This window comes from Cupriavidus sp. CPT47-8839-RL05A (assembly GCF_058792255.1).
Window position 1 is genome coordinate 23,753 of sequence record NZ_JBYTEG010000017.1, and the last position, 14,654, is coordinate 38,406.

The following is a 14,654-nucleotide window of genomic DNA, read 5'->3' on the forward strand; positions in this document are numbered from 1 at the left end:
GCGGGAGAGGGAGTACCCAGTTGGTCATCCTTTGTCAGGAACGCACCCAGAGCCACCGGCAGCGCCGGTGGCTTTTTAGTTTTTCGGCGATGCAAGCGGCCAAAGCCCAAATGGCGACGGCCATACCCGACCTGGGCCAGCGCGGAAACGGGCAGCAAGATGCTGGACGCGCTGGTCGGACTGGTGACAGTATCAGGCAGCTCGACGAAACCGGGTGGCGCTACGACCTGCGCCAGTGAAGGCTGGTTCAGCCGGCAAGCGGAGGGAGCAGGCGTGAACTCCACGACGCATACGCATAAGTCAGCATCCGCCCGGCTTCAAAACCAGGGGGCGGCCTGATCTCGCCGCGAGCCTCCTTGTACGCCACCACGGCGTGCAGGATCTTCTCGGGCGCGTAACGGTCACGCAACGGGAGATAGGGGTGGAGCTGGCGCCAGCCGGGGGCGGCGCCATCCAGGGTCGCCCAGGCCAGTGCGCAATAGCACATGCCCCGGGATGAGAGATGCCAGAGTTGCCAGTAGCGGCCAGTCGACTCCACGCGCTGCATCCTTGAATCTTGCAGGACCGGCGGGGGGCGACCGGACCGTGCCTTACTGGATCTTGGCCTTGTCCTTGAGTGACTTCATCATGGCCTGGAACTGCTCGCGCTGCCAGTTCTGGTCCCCCATCAGCATCTGCGTGAGCTGCGGCTTGACCTCTTCGAACGACGGGATCTTGGCGTCGCGCACGTCGACCAGTTCGATGATATGCCAGCCGAACTGGGTCTTGACCGGGGTATCGGTCAGCTGGCCCTTTTTCAGGCCGGTCATGGCAGCCGAGAACTCAGGCACGTAGCTGCTGCTGTTGGCCCAGTCCAGGTCGCCGCCGTTGGCTGCCGAGCCCGGGTCCTTGGACGAGGCCTTGGCCATGTCCTCGAACTTGGCGCCGCCCTTGATCTTGGCGATGATCGCCTTGGCGTCGGCTTCCTTTTCCACCAGGATGTGGCGGGCGTGGTATTCCTTGCCGTTGCCGAACTGCGACTTGATCTTGTCGTACTGCTTGCGCAACTCGGCGTCGCTGGCGCCGTGGGTCTTCACGTAGTCTTCGAACACGGCGCCGGCCAGCACGTTCAGGCGGGCCTGTTCCAGTTGTTCCTGCACGTCGTCGCGCTGGGTCAGGCCGCGCTTGTTGGCTTCCTGCACGAGCAGTTCGCGGTCGATCAGCATGTTGCGCGCGCGCGAGCGCAGCTCCGGGTTGTCGGGCTGGCCGGTGCCGGCGATCAACTTGTCCAGCTTTGCCGACGAAATGGCCTTGCCATTCACGACGGCGGCATTCTGGGCGATGGCCGGCAGGCTGCCGGCAGCAAGCACAGCCGCCAGGCTGAACGAGAGGACGGTGGTCTTCATGGAATCAGGTCTGAGAGTTGCTGGAAGAATCGCGTGATGATGCGCGGGATTGGTACTCTTGGTCGGTGAACGCAGTCACGGCAAGTGCGTGGATCTGCGCGGGGAACAGACCGCGCAGCGCATCATACACCATGCGGTGTCGCGCAACCCGGCTGTGACCCGTAAAGCGCTCGCTGACGATTGTCACGTCGTAATGTCCGCCGCCCGATGCGGCGCCGGCATGTCCGGCGTGCAGCGCGCTGTCGTCGCGCACGGCCAGGTGGCTGGGGGCGAGCGCTTCGCGCAGCATCGCCTCGATAGTGGCGGGATCGGCTGCCATCAATGGTTTCCTTCAGTTCGTGGGGTGCGGGGGCGGGGGGCGTCAGTCCTGGCTGTTCTCGGGCATGTGGCGCGACAACCAGACGCTCTGGGCGACGATGAACACCAGCATCAGCCCCATGCTGCCGAACAGCTTGAAGTTGACCCAGGCCTCGGTCGAGAACTGGTAGGCCACGTACAGGTTCAGCACGCCCATGGCGGCAAAGAAGCCGGCCCAGGCGGCGTTCAGGCGCGCCCACACCGGGTCGGGCAGGGTCACCTGTTTCTCCATCATGGCGCGGATCAGGTTCTTGCGCCAGCCGATCACCGAGCCCAGCAGCGCCACCGCGAACATCCAGTAGAGCACGGTCGGCTTCCACTTGATGAAGGTCTCGTTGTGCAGCACCAGCGTGGCACCGCCGAACACCGCGATGATCAGCAGGCTGACCCACTGCATCGGCTCGACCTTGCGGTGGCGGAACCAGACCCAGCCGATCTGCAGCACGGTGGCGCCAATGGCCACGGCGGTGGCGGTGTAGATGTCGGCCAGCTTGAAGGCGGCAAAAAACAGGATGACCGGGAACAGGTCGAACAGGAATTTCATGCGGTACCAGGTTGTGTCCGGCGTGCTTGCCGGAGCATTCAGCGCTGCGGGTCGCGCCGGGGTTTGTCGTCGCTGCCGGCAGCGTGGGCCTCATCCGCCGCACGCTGTGCCGGGTCGCGATCATCGAATTTTAGCGCAGCCGAGTTGATGCAATAGCGCAGGCCGGTCGGGGCGGGGCCATCCTCGAAGACATGGCCGAGATGGCTGCCGCATTCCTTGCAGCGAACCTCCACCCGCGTCATGCCGTGGCTGTGGTCGACGTGCTCGGCAATCACCTCGCCGTTGATGGCGCGGAAATAGCTGGGCCAGCCGCAGCCGGCATCGAACTTGGTGGCGGATTCGAACAGCGGCGTGCCGCAGCCCACGCAGTGGTAGATGCCGTTGTCCCAGTGGTCCCAGTAGCGGCCGGTGAACGGGCGCTCGGTGGCGGCCTCGCGGGTCACGCGGTATTCGATGTCGGAGAGTTGTTCACGCCACTCGGCGTCGGTCTTGGTGGTGGTCATGGTCTTGTCCTCGCAGGGCTTCCTCGGCTGGGTTCCTCAGTTAAGGCATTGGTCGTGCAAACTGCGCGAACCTTACACCGGCTGGGGCCGGCGTGCAGGGCGCGGATGACATGGCGTCACGACGAGCAACTGACCTCCAGGCCGGAGGCCCAGTCCGGCGGCAGCGCCGCGTAGTGCTCTGCTTCCGGCTGCTCGTCGAAGGGGCGCGACAGCACTGCCAGCAGGCGGTCCACTTCGGTGAAGTCCTTCTCGCGTGCGCGCTGGATCGCGGTTTCGGCCAGGTGGTTGCGCAGCACGTACTTGGGGTTGACTGCCAGCATTTCCAGTTCGCGCGCGGCGTCGTGCGACTGCTCGGCGCGCAGGCGCGCGCGATAGTCGGCCACCCATGCGTCGAAGGCGGCGCGGTCCAGGAACAGGTCGCGCACCGGCGCGTCGCGCGAGGCATCGGCGGACGAAATGCCGCACAGCTTGCGCCAGAACAGCGTGTAGTCCACGCGCTGGCCGTGCAGCAGCTGGAACAGGCTGGTCAGCAGCGGCTCATCGCTCTTGTCATCGCCGCCGGCGGGCGGGCGCAGGCCCAGCTTGGCACGGTAGTGGCGGAAGAATGCCGCGGCATAGCGGTCGCGGAACGGGTCCAGCGCCGCGCGCGCGGCTTCCACGGCGGCGTCGCGCGCGCCTTCCTGGTCGGCATCCTCTGGCGGCAGCCACAGCGGCAGCAGCGCCTGCGCCAGGCAGTGCAGGTTCCAGAATGCCACCTGCGGCTGCTGGCTGTAGGCGTAGCGGCCCTGCGTGTCGGAGTGGTTGCAGATATGGTTGGCGTCGAACGCGTCCAGGAAGCCAAATGGACCGTAGTCGATGGTCAGGCCCAGGATCGACATATTGTCGGTGTTCATCACCCCGTGGCAGAAGCCCACTGCCTGCCAGTGCGCGATCAGGTCGGCGGTGCGCAGCGAGACCTCGCGCAGCAGCGCCTGGTAGGGCTGGGTGTCGTCGCGGCAGGCGGGCATGAAGTTGTCGATGACGAAATCCGCCAGCTTGCGCAGCGCGGCGACGTCGTCGTGCGCGGCGAAATGCTCGAAGTGCCCGAAGCGGATAAAGGTCGGCGACAGCCTGGTCACCACCGCGGAGGTTTCGATGGTCTCGCGCCGCACCGGCGCGTCCGAGCCCATGATAGACAGCGCACGCGTGGTCGGCACGCCCAGTGCGGCCATGGCTTCGGAGCAGAGGTACTCGCGGATCGATGAGCGCAGCACCGCCCGGCCATCGGCCATGCGCGAGTAGGGCGTCAGGCCCGCGCCCTTGAGCTGGATTTCCCACGGGCCGGTGGCGGTCTCGGCCTGCGCCAGGCGGATGGCGCGGCCGTCGCCGAGCTGGCCAGCCCAGACCCCGAACTGGTGCCCGGAATAGACCGTGGCGAGCGGGTCGGCCCAGTCCGGCACCTGGTTGCCGATAAAGGTCTCGATGAAGTCCTGCTGGCTGCCGATGCCGGCATCCCAGCCGAGCAGGGCCGCAGCGGCCGGCGCCACCCCCACCAGGTAGGGTGCTGGCAGCGGCGTCGGGCGCAGCCGCGTGAAGAACTGCGCGCCGAGTTCGGCGAAGCCGGGCGCGGTGCGCCAGGGCGCGGACAGCGTTGCCGGCGTGGCTGCGTCGGAGGGCTGCGGAGCTTGTGACTGGGGCGTGTCTGGCATCGCGTAGGGGCGCCTCGGGGCGCAAGGGGCGGTGCGAATTCCGTGCGCTCGTCGATGTGCGGCGAACCGCGTAAAAAGCGGTGCAGCGCGGCATGCCGGGGGCACGAAAATGCGGTGGTGGCTAGGGAAAACGACATGTTGAGGTGCAACATGCCACGCAGTATTGTACGTCCTCAACGGCACTCGACCGCTCGACCGAGTTAATGCCGCCATGCACCGCACGTTATTTTCCTCCTTCAGTGCGCACATGAATCCGGTGCATGGGCTTTTCGCAGAATTGCGGCCCCGAATTCGATGGCAATACCGGCGGCAACCCCGACGGCAATACACAACGACAGTACAGCAGTGCACAACGAGATCGGCCGGACGCCGATTTGGTGCATGGAAACGACCGCCAAAAAATAGTACGGTTGTTCGTTTTCAGGCGAACTAGACAAGACTTTCAGGAGGCAGGTTCATGGCATTGATGGGTCAAATGATGAGCGCGCCGCTGCTCATTTCCTCCATCATCAAACACGCCGCGCGTTATTACGGCAGCACCGAGATCGTCTCGCGGCGCACGGAGGGCGACCTGCATCGCTACACGTACCGCGATTGCGAACTGCGCGCCCGCAAGCTGGCGCAGGCGCTCGGCGCACTGGGCGTGAAGCGGGGCGAGCGCGTCGGCACGCTGGCCTGGAACGGCTACCGCCACCTCGAGATCTACTACGGCGTGTCCGGCATGGGCGCCGTCTGCCATACCATCAACCCGCGCCTGTTCCCCGAGCAGATCGCCTATATCGTCAACCACGCGGAAGACGGCTATATCTTCTTCGACCTGACCTTCCTGCCGCTGGTGGAAGGCGTGGCGCCGCATTGCCCCAACGTCAAGGGCTGGGTGGCGATGACCGACCGCGCGCATATGCCGGCCGAATCGAAGGTGCCGCTGCTGTGCTACGAGGAACTGGTCGACACGCAGGACGGCAACTACGAATGGCCGCAGTTCGACGAGAACCTGGCGTCGAGCCTGTGCTACACCTCGGGCACCACCGGCAACCCCAAGGGCGCGCTGTACTCGCACCGCTCGACGGTGCTGCACTCGTACGCGTCGGCACTGCCCGACGCGCTGGGCTGCTCCGCCAGCGACGTGATCCTGCCCGTGGTGCCGATGTTCCACGTCAATGCCTGGGGCCTGCCGTACTCGGTGCCGCTGGTCGGCGCCAAGCTGGTGCTGCCCGGTGCCAAGCTGGACGGGGCCTCGATCTATGAACTGTTCGAGCAGGAGAAGGTGACCTTCTCCGCCGGCGTGCCGACGGTGTGGCTCGGCCTGCTCCAGCACGTGCAGTCGAACCAGCTCAAGTTCTCCAGCTTCCGCCGCACCGTGATCGGCGGCTCGGCCGCGCCGCCGGCGATGATCCGCGCACTCGAGGCGCTGGATGTGGAGGTGATCCACGCCTGGGGCATGACCGAGATGTCGCCGCTGGGCACGTCGTGCAAGCTGCTGGCCAGGCACCAGGACCTGTCCGACGCCGAGCGCCACAAGATCCAGGAAAAGCAGGGCCGCGTGATCTTCGGCGTCGACATGAAGATCGTCGATGGCGACGGCAACGAGCTGCCGTGGGACGGCAAGGCCTTCGGCGACCTGATGGTGCGCGGGCCGTGGATCATCGACCGCTACTTCCGCAACGATGCCAACCCGCTGGCCGACGGCTGGTTCCCGACCGGCGACGTCGCCACCATCGACGCCGACGGCTTCATGCAGATCACCGACCGCAGCAAGGACGTGATCAAGTCCGGCGGCGAATGGATCTCGTCGATCGATATCGAGAACGTCGCCGCCGCGCACCCCGCGGTGCATATGGCGGCCTGCATCTCGGCCTACCATCCCAAGTGGGATGAACGCCCGCTGCTGGTGGTGGTGAAGAGGCCCGGCGCCGAAGTCACCCGCGAAGAGCTGCTGCAGTTCTTCGAGGGCAAGGTCGCCAAGTGGTGGATCCCGGACGACGTGGCCTTTGTCACCGAGATCCCGCTGACCGCCACCGGCAAGATGCAGAAGCTCAAGCTGCGCGAGCAGTTCAAGGACTACAAGCTGCCGACCGCCTGACGCCGGCACGCGCTTTCCGGTGCGCCATGCCTGCTTGCGGCATGGCGTGTTCGGGGCCGGCTGCACGGCGTGGCATGGAGGACGCCGCGCAGCCAGCCAAATTCAACGACAAGCCAACGACAAGAGTGAAGGAGACAGGTATGACCAAAATGCGTCCGCTGGTGGCCGGTGTGGCCGTGTTTGCCGCACTGGGTTCTGCGCTGGTTTCAGGTACCGCACTCGCGGATACGGTGAAGATCGCCTTCATTGACCCGCTCTCGGGGCTGATGGCTCCCGTTGGGCAGAACCAGCTCAAGAGCTGGCAGTATGTCGCCGACATCGCCAACCAGAAGAACTGGGCCGGCGCGCACAAGTTCGAGGTGGTGGGTTTCGACAACAAGCTGTCGCCGCAGGAAAGCCTGACCATCCTCAAGCAGGCGGTCGACCAGGGCATCCGCTATATCGTGCAGGGCAACGGCTCGTCGGTCGGACTGGCGCTGCAGGACGCGGTGGCCAAGCACAACGAGCGCAACCCGGGCAAGGAAATCGTCTACCTGAACTACGCCGCGGTGGACCCGGATATGACCAATGCCAAATGCAACTACTGGCATTTCCGGCTCGACGCCAACTCGGACATGAAGATGGAGGCGCTGACCACCTTCCTGGCCAAGGACCCGAACGTCAAGAAGGTCTACCTGATCAACCAGAACTACTCGTTCGGCCACCAGGTGGCGCGCGCCGCCAAGGACTACCTCAAGCGCAAGCGCCCGGACATCCAGATCGTCGGTGAAGACCTGCACCCGCTGGCGCAGGTCAAGGACTTTGCCCCGTACGCGGCCAAGATCAAGGCCTCTGGCGCCGATACCGTGATCACCGGCAACTGGGGCAGCGACCTGGCGCTGCTGATCAAGGCGGGCAAGGATGCCGGCCTGACCGCCAACTACTACACCTACTACGCCGGCACCACCGGCGTGCCCACGGCGATGGGCGCCACCGGCGCCGAGCACGTCAAGTATGTCGGCTACTACAACCCCAACAACAAGGGGTTCAAGGGGGCTGATGTCATCGAGGGCTTCAAGAAGAAGTACAACGACGACTTCTACGTGATGGCCTCCTACACCGGCATTGCCATGCTGGCCAAGGCCTTCAAGGACACCGGCTCGACCGATCCGACCAAGGTTGCCAAGGCGCTCGAGGGCATCAAGGTCGACAGCATGAACGGCACGGTCGAGATGCGCAACTCGGACCACCAGGCGCAGCAGTCGCTGGTGGTCGCCACCTGGACCAAGGTGGACGGCAAGGAAATCAAGTACGACCAGGAAAACACCGGCTACGGCTGGAAGACCAACGCGCTGATGGACCAGTACGTGTCGGCGCAGCCGACCTCCTGCCAGATGAAGCGGCCGGGCTGATCCTGTCCGTGACGGGCCGGCCACGCTGACAAAGTGGCCGCCCGATCCTGCATACTTTCAGTCTTTTTCGGTCGATACCGGGGAGCGTCCGGGGCGGGCATCCGCCCCCGGAGGGCGACGCTCACCCTCAATCCAACCGGACGGACGCCGGCATGCCCACGCATGGCGGCGCCAGCTTGAAGGACACGCTGTGGAATTCTTCGTCATCTCACTGCTGAACGGCATCAGCTACGGGCTGCTGCTGTTCATGCTGTCATCGGGCCTTACGCTGATCTTCAGCATGATGGGCGTGCTCAACTTTGCCCATGCCAGCTTCTACATGCTGGGCGCCTACTTTGCCTACACCATCGCCAGCAAGGTCGGGTTCTGGCCGGCGCTGATCTTCGCGCCGCTGCTGGTGGCCGGCGCGGGCGCGCTGGTGGAGCGCTTCGGCCTGCGCACGGTGCACAAGTACGGCCACGTGGCCGAACTGCTGTTCACCTTCGGCCTGGCCTACCTGATGGAAGAGGGCGTCAAGCTGGTGTGGGGCCTGGCGGCGGTGCCGTACCGGATCCCCGCGGAGCTGGACGGGCCGCTGTTCACGGTGTTCACCTCGTCCTTCCCCAAGTACCGCGCCTTCATGATGCTGGTGTCGCTGGGCATGCTGGTGGCGATCTACCTGGTGCTGACGCGTACCCGCATCGGGCTGGTGATCCAGGCCGCGCTGACGCACCCGGAAATGGTCGAGGCGCTGGGCCACAACGTGCCGCGCGTGTTCATGATGGTGTTTGGCGGCGGCGCCGCGCTGGCCGGGCTGGCGGGAGTGATCGGCGGCAATGCCTTCGTCACCGAGCCGTCGATGGCCGCGGCGGTCGGGTCGATCGTGTTCGTGGTGGCGGTGGTGGGCGGCATGGGATCGCTGGTGGGCGCCTTCATTGCGTCGATCCTGATCGGCGTGCTGCAGACCTTCGCGGTCACCATCGACGCCTCGCTGGCGGGCCTGATGACCAGCCTGGGGCTGGCCGTCAGCGAGGCCACGCCGTTCTATTCCTTGTGGAAGCTCACGGTGGCCCAGGTGGCGCCGGTGCTGCCGTACCTGCTGCTGGTGGTGATGCTGATCTTCCGCCCGCGTGGACTGATGGGAACCCGGGAGAGCTGACGCCATGGAGCAAGCGATGCAACAACCCCGCGAGCCGGTGGTGACCGGCCGCACCCTGCGCTACCGCCCGCTGAACCTGGCGCGCTGGATCATCTGGAGCCTGACCGTGCTGGTCATGCTGGTGCTGCCGCTGATCTTCACCGGGGGCTTCGCCATCACGCTGATGTCGCAGATGGGCATCATGATCATTTTTGCGCTGTCGTACAACATGCTGCTCGGGCAGACCGGCATGCTGTCGTTCGGCCACGCGGTCTACTCCGGCCTGGGCGCGTTTATCGCCGTGCATGTGCTGAACATGGTCGGGGCGGGCAAGGTCTGGCTGCCGGTGTCGATGCTGCCGCTGGTGGGCGGCGTGGCCGGCGCCTTCTTCGGCGTGATCTTCGGCTACGTCACCACCAAGAAGTCCGGCACCACCTTTGCCATGATCACCATGGGCATCGGCGAGATGGTGTTCGCCAGCTCGCTGATGTTCCCGGAGTTCTTCGGCGGCGAGGGTGGCATCTCCACCAACCGCGTGGTCGGCGACCCGTTCCTGGGCATCACCTTCGGGCCCGGGCGCCAGGTCTACTACCTGATCGCGGCGTGGTGCCTGCTGTCGATGGTGGCGATGTACGCCTGGACGCAGACGCCGCTGGGCCGCATCGCCAACGCCGTGCGCGACAACCCCGAGCGGGTCGAGTTCATCGGCTACAACACCCAGCGCGTGCGCTACCTGGTGCTGATCCTGTCGGCATTCTTCGCCGGTATCGCCGGGGCGCTGGGCGCCATCAACTTCGAGATCGTCTCGGCCGAGAACGTCAGCGCGGTGCGCTCCGGCGGCGTGCTGCTGGCGGTGTTCATCGGCGGCGCGGGCGTGTTCTTCGGGCCCATCATCGGCGCGGTGGTGTTCGTGCTGTTCGCGGTGGCGCTGTCGGACCTGACCAAGGCCTGGCTGCTGTACCTGGGCCTGTTCTTCGTGCTGATGGTGATGTTCGTGCCGGGCGGGCTGGCCAGCCTGCTGCTGATGCAGGTGCCGCTGCTGGGCAAGGGCAAGCTGGGCCGCATGCTGCCGTCCTATGCGCGTGCCGGCGGCGCCGGGGTGGTGCTGCTGCTGGCCATGATCCTGACGGTCGAGCTGGTCTACAAGGTCCAGGTCGACAGCGCCAACGGCACCACGATGTCGCTGTTCGGCGTCGGCTTCGATGCCGCGAGCTGGGCGCCATGGCTGGTGGCGGCCGCGCTGTGGGCGGCTGGCCTGTTCGCGTGGCGCCTGGCGGCGGCGCGGGTGCGCAGCGCGTGGGACAAGGTACAGATGGAAATCGCAGGAGGCAGGGCATGACAGCGGCACTGGAACTGACCGATGTACGCAAGAAGTTCGGCCAGACGGAGATCATCCGCGGCGTGAACCTGAGCATCCCGAAGGGTGAGCGCCATGCGCTGATCGGGCCGAACGGGGCGGGCAAGTCGACCACCTTCAACCTGATCTCGGGGCGCTTTGCGCCGACCAGCGGCACGGTGCGCCTGAACGGCGCGGAGATCGGCGGGCTGCAGCCCTTCGTGATCAACCGCATGGGGCTGTCGCGCAGCTTCCAGATCACCAACATCTTCCATCGGCTGTCGGTGTTCGAGAACCTGCGCTGCGCGGTGCTGTGGTCGCTCGGCTACAAGTATTCGTTCTGGCACCGGCTCAAGGGCCTGCGCGACACGCGCGAGCGCGCGGAGGAGGTGCTGGAGCTGATTGGCATGCAGCACCGCCGCGACAGCCAGGCGGGCCTGCTGACCTATGCCGAGCAGCGCGCGCTGGAGATCGGCATCACCATCGCCGGCGGCGCCGAGGTGATCCTGCTGGACGAGCCCACCGCGGGCATGAGCCGCTCCGAATCCGATCACGCGGTGGAGCTGATCCGCAAGGTCACCGTCGGCAAGACGCTGGTGATGGTGGAGCACGACATGAGCGTGGTGTTCGGCCTGGCCGACCGCATCTCTGTGCTGGTCTACGGCGAAGTGATTGCCACGGATACCCCGCAAGCCATCCGCAACAACCGCAAGGTCAAGGAAGCCTACCTGGGCACAACCCTCGACGAGGAAGCCACCGAAGGAGCGCACTGATGGGCAAGCGCATGCTGAACGTCCAGGGCCTGCACGCCTACTACGGCAAGAGCCACATCCTCCACGGCGTGGACGCGCATATCGGCGAAGGCGAGATCGTCGCGCTGCTGGGCCGCAACGGGGTGGGGCGCTCGACCATGGCCAAGGCCATCCTCGGCATGGTCAAGGCCGAGGGCTCGGTGCGGTTTCGCGACGAAGAGATCCTGGGGCGGCGCACCTTCGAGATCGCGCACCTCGGGATTGGCTATGTGCCGGAGAACCGGGACATCTTTCCGACGCTGACGGTGCGGCAGAACCTGCTGCTGGGGGAGAAGCGCAACCCGAGGCAGGCCAGGCCGCGCTGGACCGTCGAGGACATGTTCAACATGTTCCCGCGGCTGAAGGAGCGCGAGAACACCTCGGCCGGCGTGCTCTCCGGCGGCGAGCAGCAGATGCTGACGTTGTGCCGCACGCTGATGGGCGACCCCGACCTGGTGCTGATCGACGAACCCACCGAAGGCCTCGCGCCGATGATCGTGGCCTTGGTCGGGGACTACCTGAAGACGCTGAAGGAGCGGGGTATTTCCGTGCTGCTGATCGAGCAGAAGCTGGCGATTGCGCTGGATATTTCCCAGCGCGTCTACGTGATGGGGCACGGGCATATCGTGTTCGAAGGCACGCCCGCGGAGCTGAAGGCCAACTCGCAGGTGAGAAAGGAGTGGCTGGAGGTTTGATCCGGCGCTCGCCGTGGATATGCGCCGGGTCTGCCTCGACCCGGCGCCAAGGCCCCGCCGCACCCTGCGGCACAGCTTCAGCCGGGCTGAAACATCAGAAAAATCAATGGTTTGTCAGCCCCTGGCAGTGACGGGAAATCCCCGCCGCGCGGGCACTCCTACAGGCGCCAGGCGCGCCCGCTGCTGCTAAGTAGACTAGTCAACAAGCTGCCGCGTATTACCGGAAAATGACTATATTGTCACGAAAAAAGTGGCATATGCAGCCATTTCTGCCATTTCCGACCGTATATTCGATATTTTTGATGATTGAATAGGAATGATTCTTGTTTGTGTTTTGATTTCGGCCATCTTATAATCGCCCGCCGTTATGGATGACATGAATCAAAGCTTTCACGCTGCCTGAGCCCTGTCTTCATGACCACGCACAGATCGAGTCAAGAAAACTACAAAGCAACAAAGGGAAGGTAGATCGTGAAACAACAACAGGACACGTTCCGGCTGAATCCGCTTGCCGGGGCGCTGGCCGGCGCCGTGGCAGTGTTTGCCATGCAGGGCGCTGCGGCACAGGAGAGCCAGCCTGCCGCCGCGGCCAGTGCCGACACCAAGCCCGTGACGCTGCAAAGCGTGACGGTGACAGGAGCGAAGGATGATGGTTACAAGGTGGACGAGGCCCAGTCGGCCAAGTTCACCGCGCCGTTGCTGGATACCCCCAAGTCCGTCACGGTGGTGCCGGCACAGGTGGTGCAGCAGACCGGTTCCAACTCGCTGCAGGACGCGCTGCGCACCACGCCGGGCATCACCTTCGGCGCCGGCGAAGGCGGCAACCCGATCGGCGACCGTCCGTTCATCCGCGGCTTCGACTCGATGTCGAGCATCTATGTCGACGGCGTGCGCGACACCGCTTCGCAGACCCGCGACACCTTCAATATCGAAAGCATCGAAGTCATCAAGGGCCCGAGCTCGGCCTTTGGCGGCAAGGGCTCGGCCGGCGGCATGATCAACATCGTGTCGAAGCTGCCGACCAGCGAGAACTTCGTGCAGGGCTCGGTGGGCGTGGGCACGGACTCGTATTTCCGCGCCACGGCAGACGGCAACTACGTGCTCAACGACAATACTGCCGTGCGCCTGAATGCGCTGGGGTATACCGCCAACGTGCCCGGCCGCGACGAGGTCGACCAGAACTCCTGGGGCTTCGCGCCGTCCGTGACCTTTGGCCTGAACTCACCCACGCAGGTCACGCTGTCGTACTACCACCTGCAGGGCAACGGCATGCCGGACTACAGCATTCCGTATTCCCGCCCCGCCAGCCAGTCGAGCAAGGCCAACCCGTCGCAGCCGGCCAGTGTCGACCGCAACAATTTCTACGGCCTGACCAATCGCGATTTCCAGAAGACGCAGTCCGATATCGCCACGGCCACGGTCAAGCATGACTTCCGCAACGGCCTGGTGTTCAGCAACACCACTCGCTGGGGCCGCGCGACCAACGACTACATCGTCACCAACCCTGACGACAGCAAGGGCAACGTGCCGCGCGGCTTTGTCTGGCGCAACACCAAGAGCCGCGATTCGGCGACCGAGACGCTGACCAACCAGACCGACCTGAGCGCCAAGTTCGACACCGGCAGCCTCAAGCACACCGTGCTGTTCGGCTTTGAGTTCAGCCGCGACGATACCGATAACACCCCGTACAACGTGGTCTCGGCCAACCGGGCGGCGGCAGCGGGCATCTGCAACGCGTCGCTGGTGGCCAGCTTCGACTGCGCGCCGCTGGCCAACCCGAACCCGAACGACCCGTGGCGCGGCAGCATCAGCAAGATGCCGGTCACTACCACCACGACCACCAACACGCAGTCGGTCTACCTGTTCGACACGGTGGAGATCACCAAGCAGTGGCTGGTCAACGGCGGCATCCGCTACGACAACTACGACACGCACGCTTTCGCCAACGCGTACACCAACCCGAACACCGGCGCGGCCGTGGCGCAGCTGGATGTCCGCAACAAGTCGCACTTCTTCAACTACCAGGCTGGCGTGGTGTACAAGCCTGTGGAGAATGCCAGCATCTACGTGTCGTACGGCACCTCGTCGACGCCGCCGGGTTCGACCAACGGCGACGGCGCCGACAATATCACCGCGGCGCAGCGCAACCTGGAGCCGGAGACCTCGCGTTCGGTGGAAATCGGCACCAAGTGGGACCTGCTGGCCCGCCGCCTGTCGCTGACCGGTGCGATCTTCCAGATCGAGAAGAACAACGCGCGGGTCGCGGTTGACGCCAACACCACGATCAATGCCGGCAAGCAGCGCGTGAAGGGCTTCGAACTGGGCTTTGCCGGCAACCTGACCGACAAGTGGGGCGTGTTCGGCGGCTATACCTACCTGAACAGCGAGCTGATCGACAACGGTCCGCAGGCAGTCAACGCGGCCAACAACGGCAACCAGTTCCCCAATACGCCGAAGAACAGCTTCAGCCTGTGGACCACCTACCAGCTGCTGCCGGCGCTGACGGTGGGCGCGGGTGCGTATTATGTCGACAAGGTCTATGCCAACCCGGCCAACTCGCTGTATGTGCCGTCGTACTGGCGCTTTGACCTGATGGGCGCCTACAAGGTGAACAAGAACCTGTCGCTGCAGCTCAATATCCAGAACCTGTTCGACAAGACGTACTACACCAAGGCGCACAACCACTACGGCGCACTGGGCGCAGGGCGCTTTGGCATGCTGACGGCGAACTTCAGGTTCTGATTGCTACTGCGGCCGGAGTTCG

13 protein-coding genes are annotated in these 14,654 nt (G+C 64.9%); 7 read left to right on the forward strand and 6 right to left on the reverse strand.

Annotated elements, in window-relative coordinates; translation table 11 throughout:
• Positions 1-247: 247 nt before the first annotated feature.
• From AC3WVS_RS20720 to AC3WVS_RS20745, 6 genes are all read right to left on the reverse strand, one after another.
• Positions 248-547, reverse strand: coding sequence for a hypothetical protein (locus AC3WVS_RS20720; RefSeq protein WP_492320153.1), 300 nt, complete (start codon positions 545-547; stop codon positions 248-250).
• A gap of 43 nt (positions 548-590) precedes the next feature.
• Positions 591-1,385, reverse strand: coding sequence for a peptidylprolyl isomerase (locus AC3WVS_RS20725; RefSeq protein WP_010810058.1), 795 nt, complete (start codon positions 1,383-1,385; stop codon positions 591-593).
• A gap of 4 nt (positions 1,386-1,389) precedes the next feature.
• Positions 1,390-1,704, reverse strand: a complete 315-nt coding sequence (locus tag AC3WVS_RS20730; protein WP_010810057.1) for a BolA family protein — start codon at positions 1,702-1,704, stop codon at positions 1,390-1,392.
• A 42-nt stretch (positions 1,705-1,746) separates the two neighbouring features.
• Positions 1,747-2,286, reverse strand: coding sequence for a septation protein A (locus AC3WVS_RS20735; RefSeq protein ID WP_035820219.1), 540 nt, complete (start codon positions 2,284-2,286; stop codon positions 1,747-1,749).
• A 38-nt stretch (positions 2,287-2,324) separates the two neighbouring features.
• Positions 2,325-2,789: a peptide-methionine (R)-S-oxide reductase MsrB gene (msrB, locus tag AC3WVS_RS20740; RefSeq protein ID WP_035820225.1), complete on the reverse strand. Its 465-nt coding sequence runs from the start codon at positions 2,787-2,789 to the stop codon at positions 2,325-2,327.
• Positions 2,790-2,905: 116 nt separating this feature from the next.
• Positions 2,906-4,477, reverse strand: a complete 1,572-nt coding sequence (locus AC3WVS_RS20745; protein ID WP_492320154.1) for a protein adenylyltransferase SelO — start codon at positions 4,475-4,477, stop codon at positions 2,906-2,908.
• Between the two features lie 457 nt (positions 4,478-4,934).
• On the opposite strand from AC3WVS_RS20745, the gene AC3WVS_RS20750 reads away from it, so the two are divergent.
• The 7 genes from AC3WVS_RS20750 to AC3WVS_RS20780 all read left to right on the forward strand — a co-directional run bounded on the left by AC3WVS_RS20750 (position 4,935) and on the right by AC3WVS_RS20780 (position 14,632).
• The gene (locus tag AC3WVS_RS20750) at positions 4,935-6,560 is read left to right on the forward strand and encodes a 3-(methylthio)propionyl-CoA ligase (RefSeq protein ID WP_492320155.1); all 1,626 of its coding nucleotides are present in this window, start codon (positions 4,935-4,937) and stop codon (positions 6,558-6,560) included.
• Positions 6,561-6,700: 140 nt separating this feature from the next.
• Positions 6,701-7,951, forward strand: a complete 1,251-nt coding sequence (locus tag AC3WVS_RS20755) for a branched-chain amino acid ABC transporter substrate-binding protein (RefSeq protein ID WP_492320156.1) — start codon at positions 6,701-6,703, stop codon at positions 7,949-7,951.
• Between the two features lie 190 nt (positions 7,952-8,141).
• Positions 8,142-9,089, forward strand: a complete 948-nt coding sequence (locus tag AC3WVS_RS20760) for a branched-chain amino acid ABC transporter permease (protein WP_010810051.1) — start codon at positions 8,142-8,144, stop codon at positions 9,087-9,089.
• Positions 9,090-9,093: 4 nt separating this feature from the next.
• Positions 9,094-10,407 carry a branched-chain amino acid ABC transporter permease gene (locus AC3WVS_RS20765; RefSeq protein WP_492320157.1) on the forward strand — a complete coding sequence of 438 codons (1,314 nt, stop codon included), beginning with the start codon at positions 9,094-9,096 and terminating at the stop codon, positions 10,405-10,407.
• Positions 10,404-11,177, forward strand: coding sequence for an ABC transporter ATP-binding protein (locus AC3WVS_RS20770; RefSeq protein ID WP_013956531.1), 774 nt, complete (start codon positions 10,404-10,406; stop codon positions 11,175-11,177). The genes AC3WVS_RS20765 and AC3WVS_RS20770 overlap by 4 nt, the downstream gene beginning before the upstream one ends.
• The gene (locus tag AC3WVS_RS20775) at positions 11,177-11,890 is read left to right on the forward strand and encodes an ABC transporter ATP-binding protein (RefSeq protein ID WP_492320158.1); all 714 of its coding nucleotides are present in this window, start codon (positions 11,177-11,179) and stop codon (positions 11,888-11,890) included. Before AC3WVS_RS20770 ends, AC3WVS_RS20775 begins: the two co-directional genes overlap by 1 nt.
• Before the next feature lie 471 nt (positions 11,891-12,361).
• On the forward strand, positions 12,362-14,632 hold the full coding sequence (locus tag AC3WVS_RS20780; RefSeq protein WP_492320159.1) for a TonB-dependent receptor: 2,271 nt from the start codon (positions 12,362-12,364) through the stop codon (positions 14,630-14,632).
• Positions 14,633-14,654 lie beyond the last annotated feature (22 nt).

Excerpts from the sequence above, each read along its gene's own strand:
- AC3WVS_RS20720 (WP_492320153.1), bottom strand. The coding sequence starts at position 547 with ATGCAGCGCGTGGAGTCGACTGGCCGCTACTGGCAACTCTGGCATCTC.
- AC3WVS_RS20725 (WP_010810058.1), bottom strand. The coding sequence starts at position 1,385 with ATGAAGACCACCGTCCTCTCGTTCAGCCTGGCGGCTGTGCTTGCTGCC.
- AC3WVS_RS20730 (WP_010810057.1), bottom strand. The coding sequence starts at position 1,704 with ATGGCAGCCGATCCCGCCACTATCGAGGCGATGCTGCGCGAAGCGCTC.
- AC3WVS_RS20735 (WP_035820219.1), bottom strand. The coding sequence starts at position 2,286 with ATGAAATTCCTGTTCGACCTGTTCCCGGTCATCCTGTTTTTTGCCGCC.
- msrB (WP_035820225.1), bottom strand. The coding sequence starts at position 2,789 with ATGACCACCACCAAGACCGACGCCGAGTGGCGTGAACAACTCTCCGAC.
- AC3WVS_RS20745 (WP_492320154.1), bottom strand. The coding sequence starts at position 4,477 with ATGCCAGACACGCCCCAGTCACAAGCTCCGCAGCCCTCCGACGCAGCC.
- AC3WVS_RS20750 (WP_492320155.1), top strand. The coding sequence starts at position 4,935 with ATGGCATTGATGGGTCAAATGATGAGCGCGCCGCTGCTCATTTCCTCC.
- AC3WVS_RS20755 (WP_492320156.1), top strand. The coding sequence starts at position 6,701 with ATGACCAAAATGCGTCCGCTGGTGGCCGGTGTGGCCGTGTTTGCCGCA.
- AC3WVS_RS20765 (WP_492320157.1), top strand. The coding sequence starts at position 9,094 with ATGGAGCAAGCGATGCAACAACCCCGCGAGCCGGTGGTGACCGGCCGC.
- AC3WVS_RS20770 (WP_013956531.1), top strand. The coding sequence starts at position 10,404 with ATGACAGCGGCACTGGAACTGACCGATGTACGCAAGAAGTTCGGCCAG.
- AC3WVS_RS20775 (WP_492320158.1), top strand. The coding sequence starts at position 11,177 with ATGGGCAAGCGCATGCTGAACGTCCAGGGCCTGCACGCCTACTACGGC.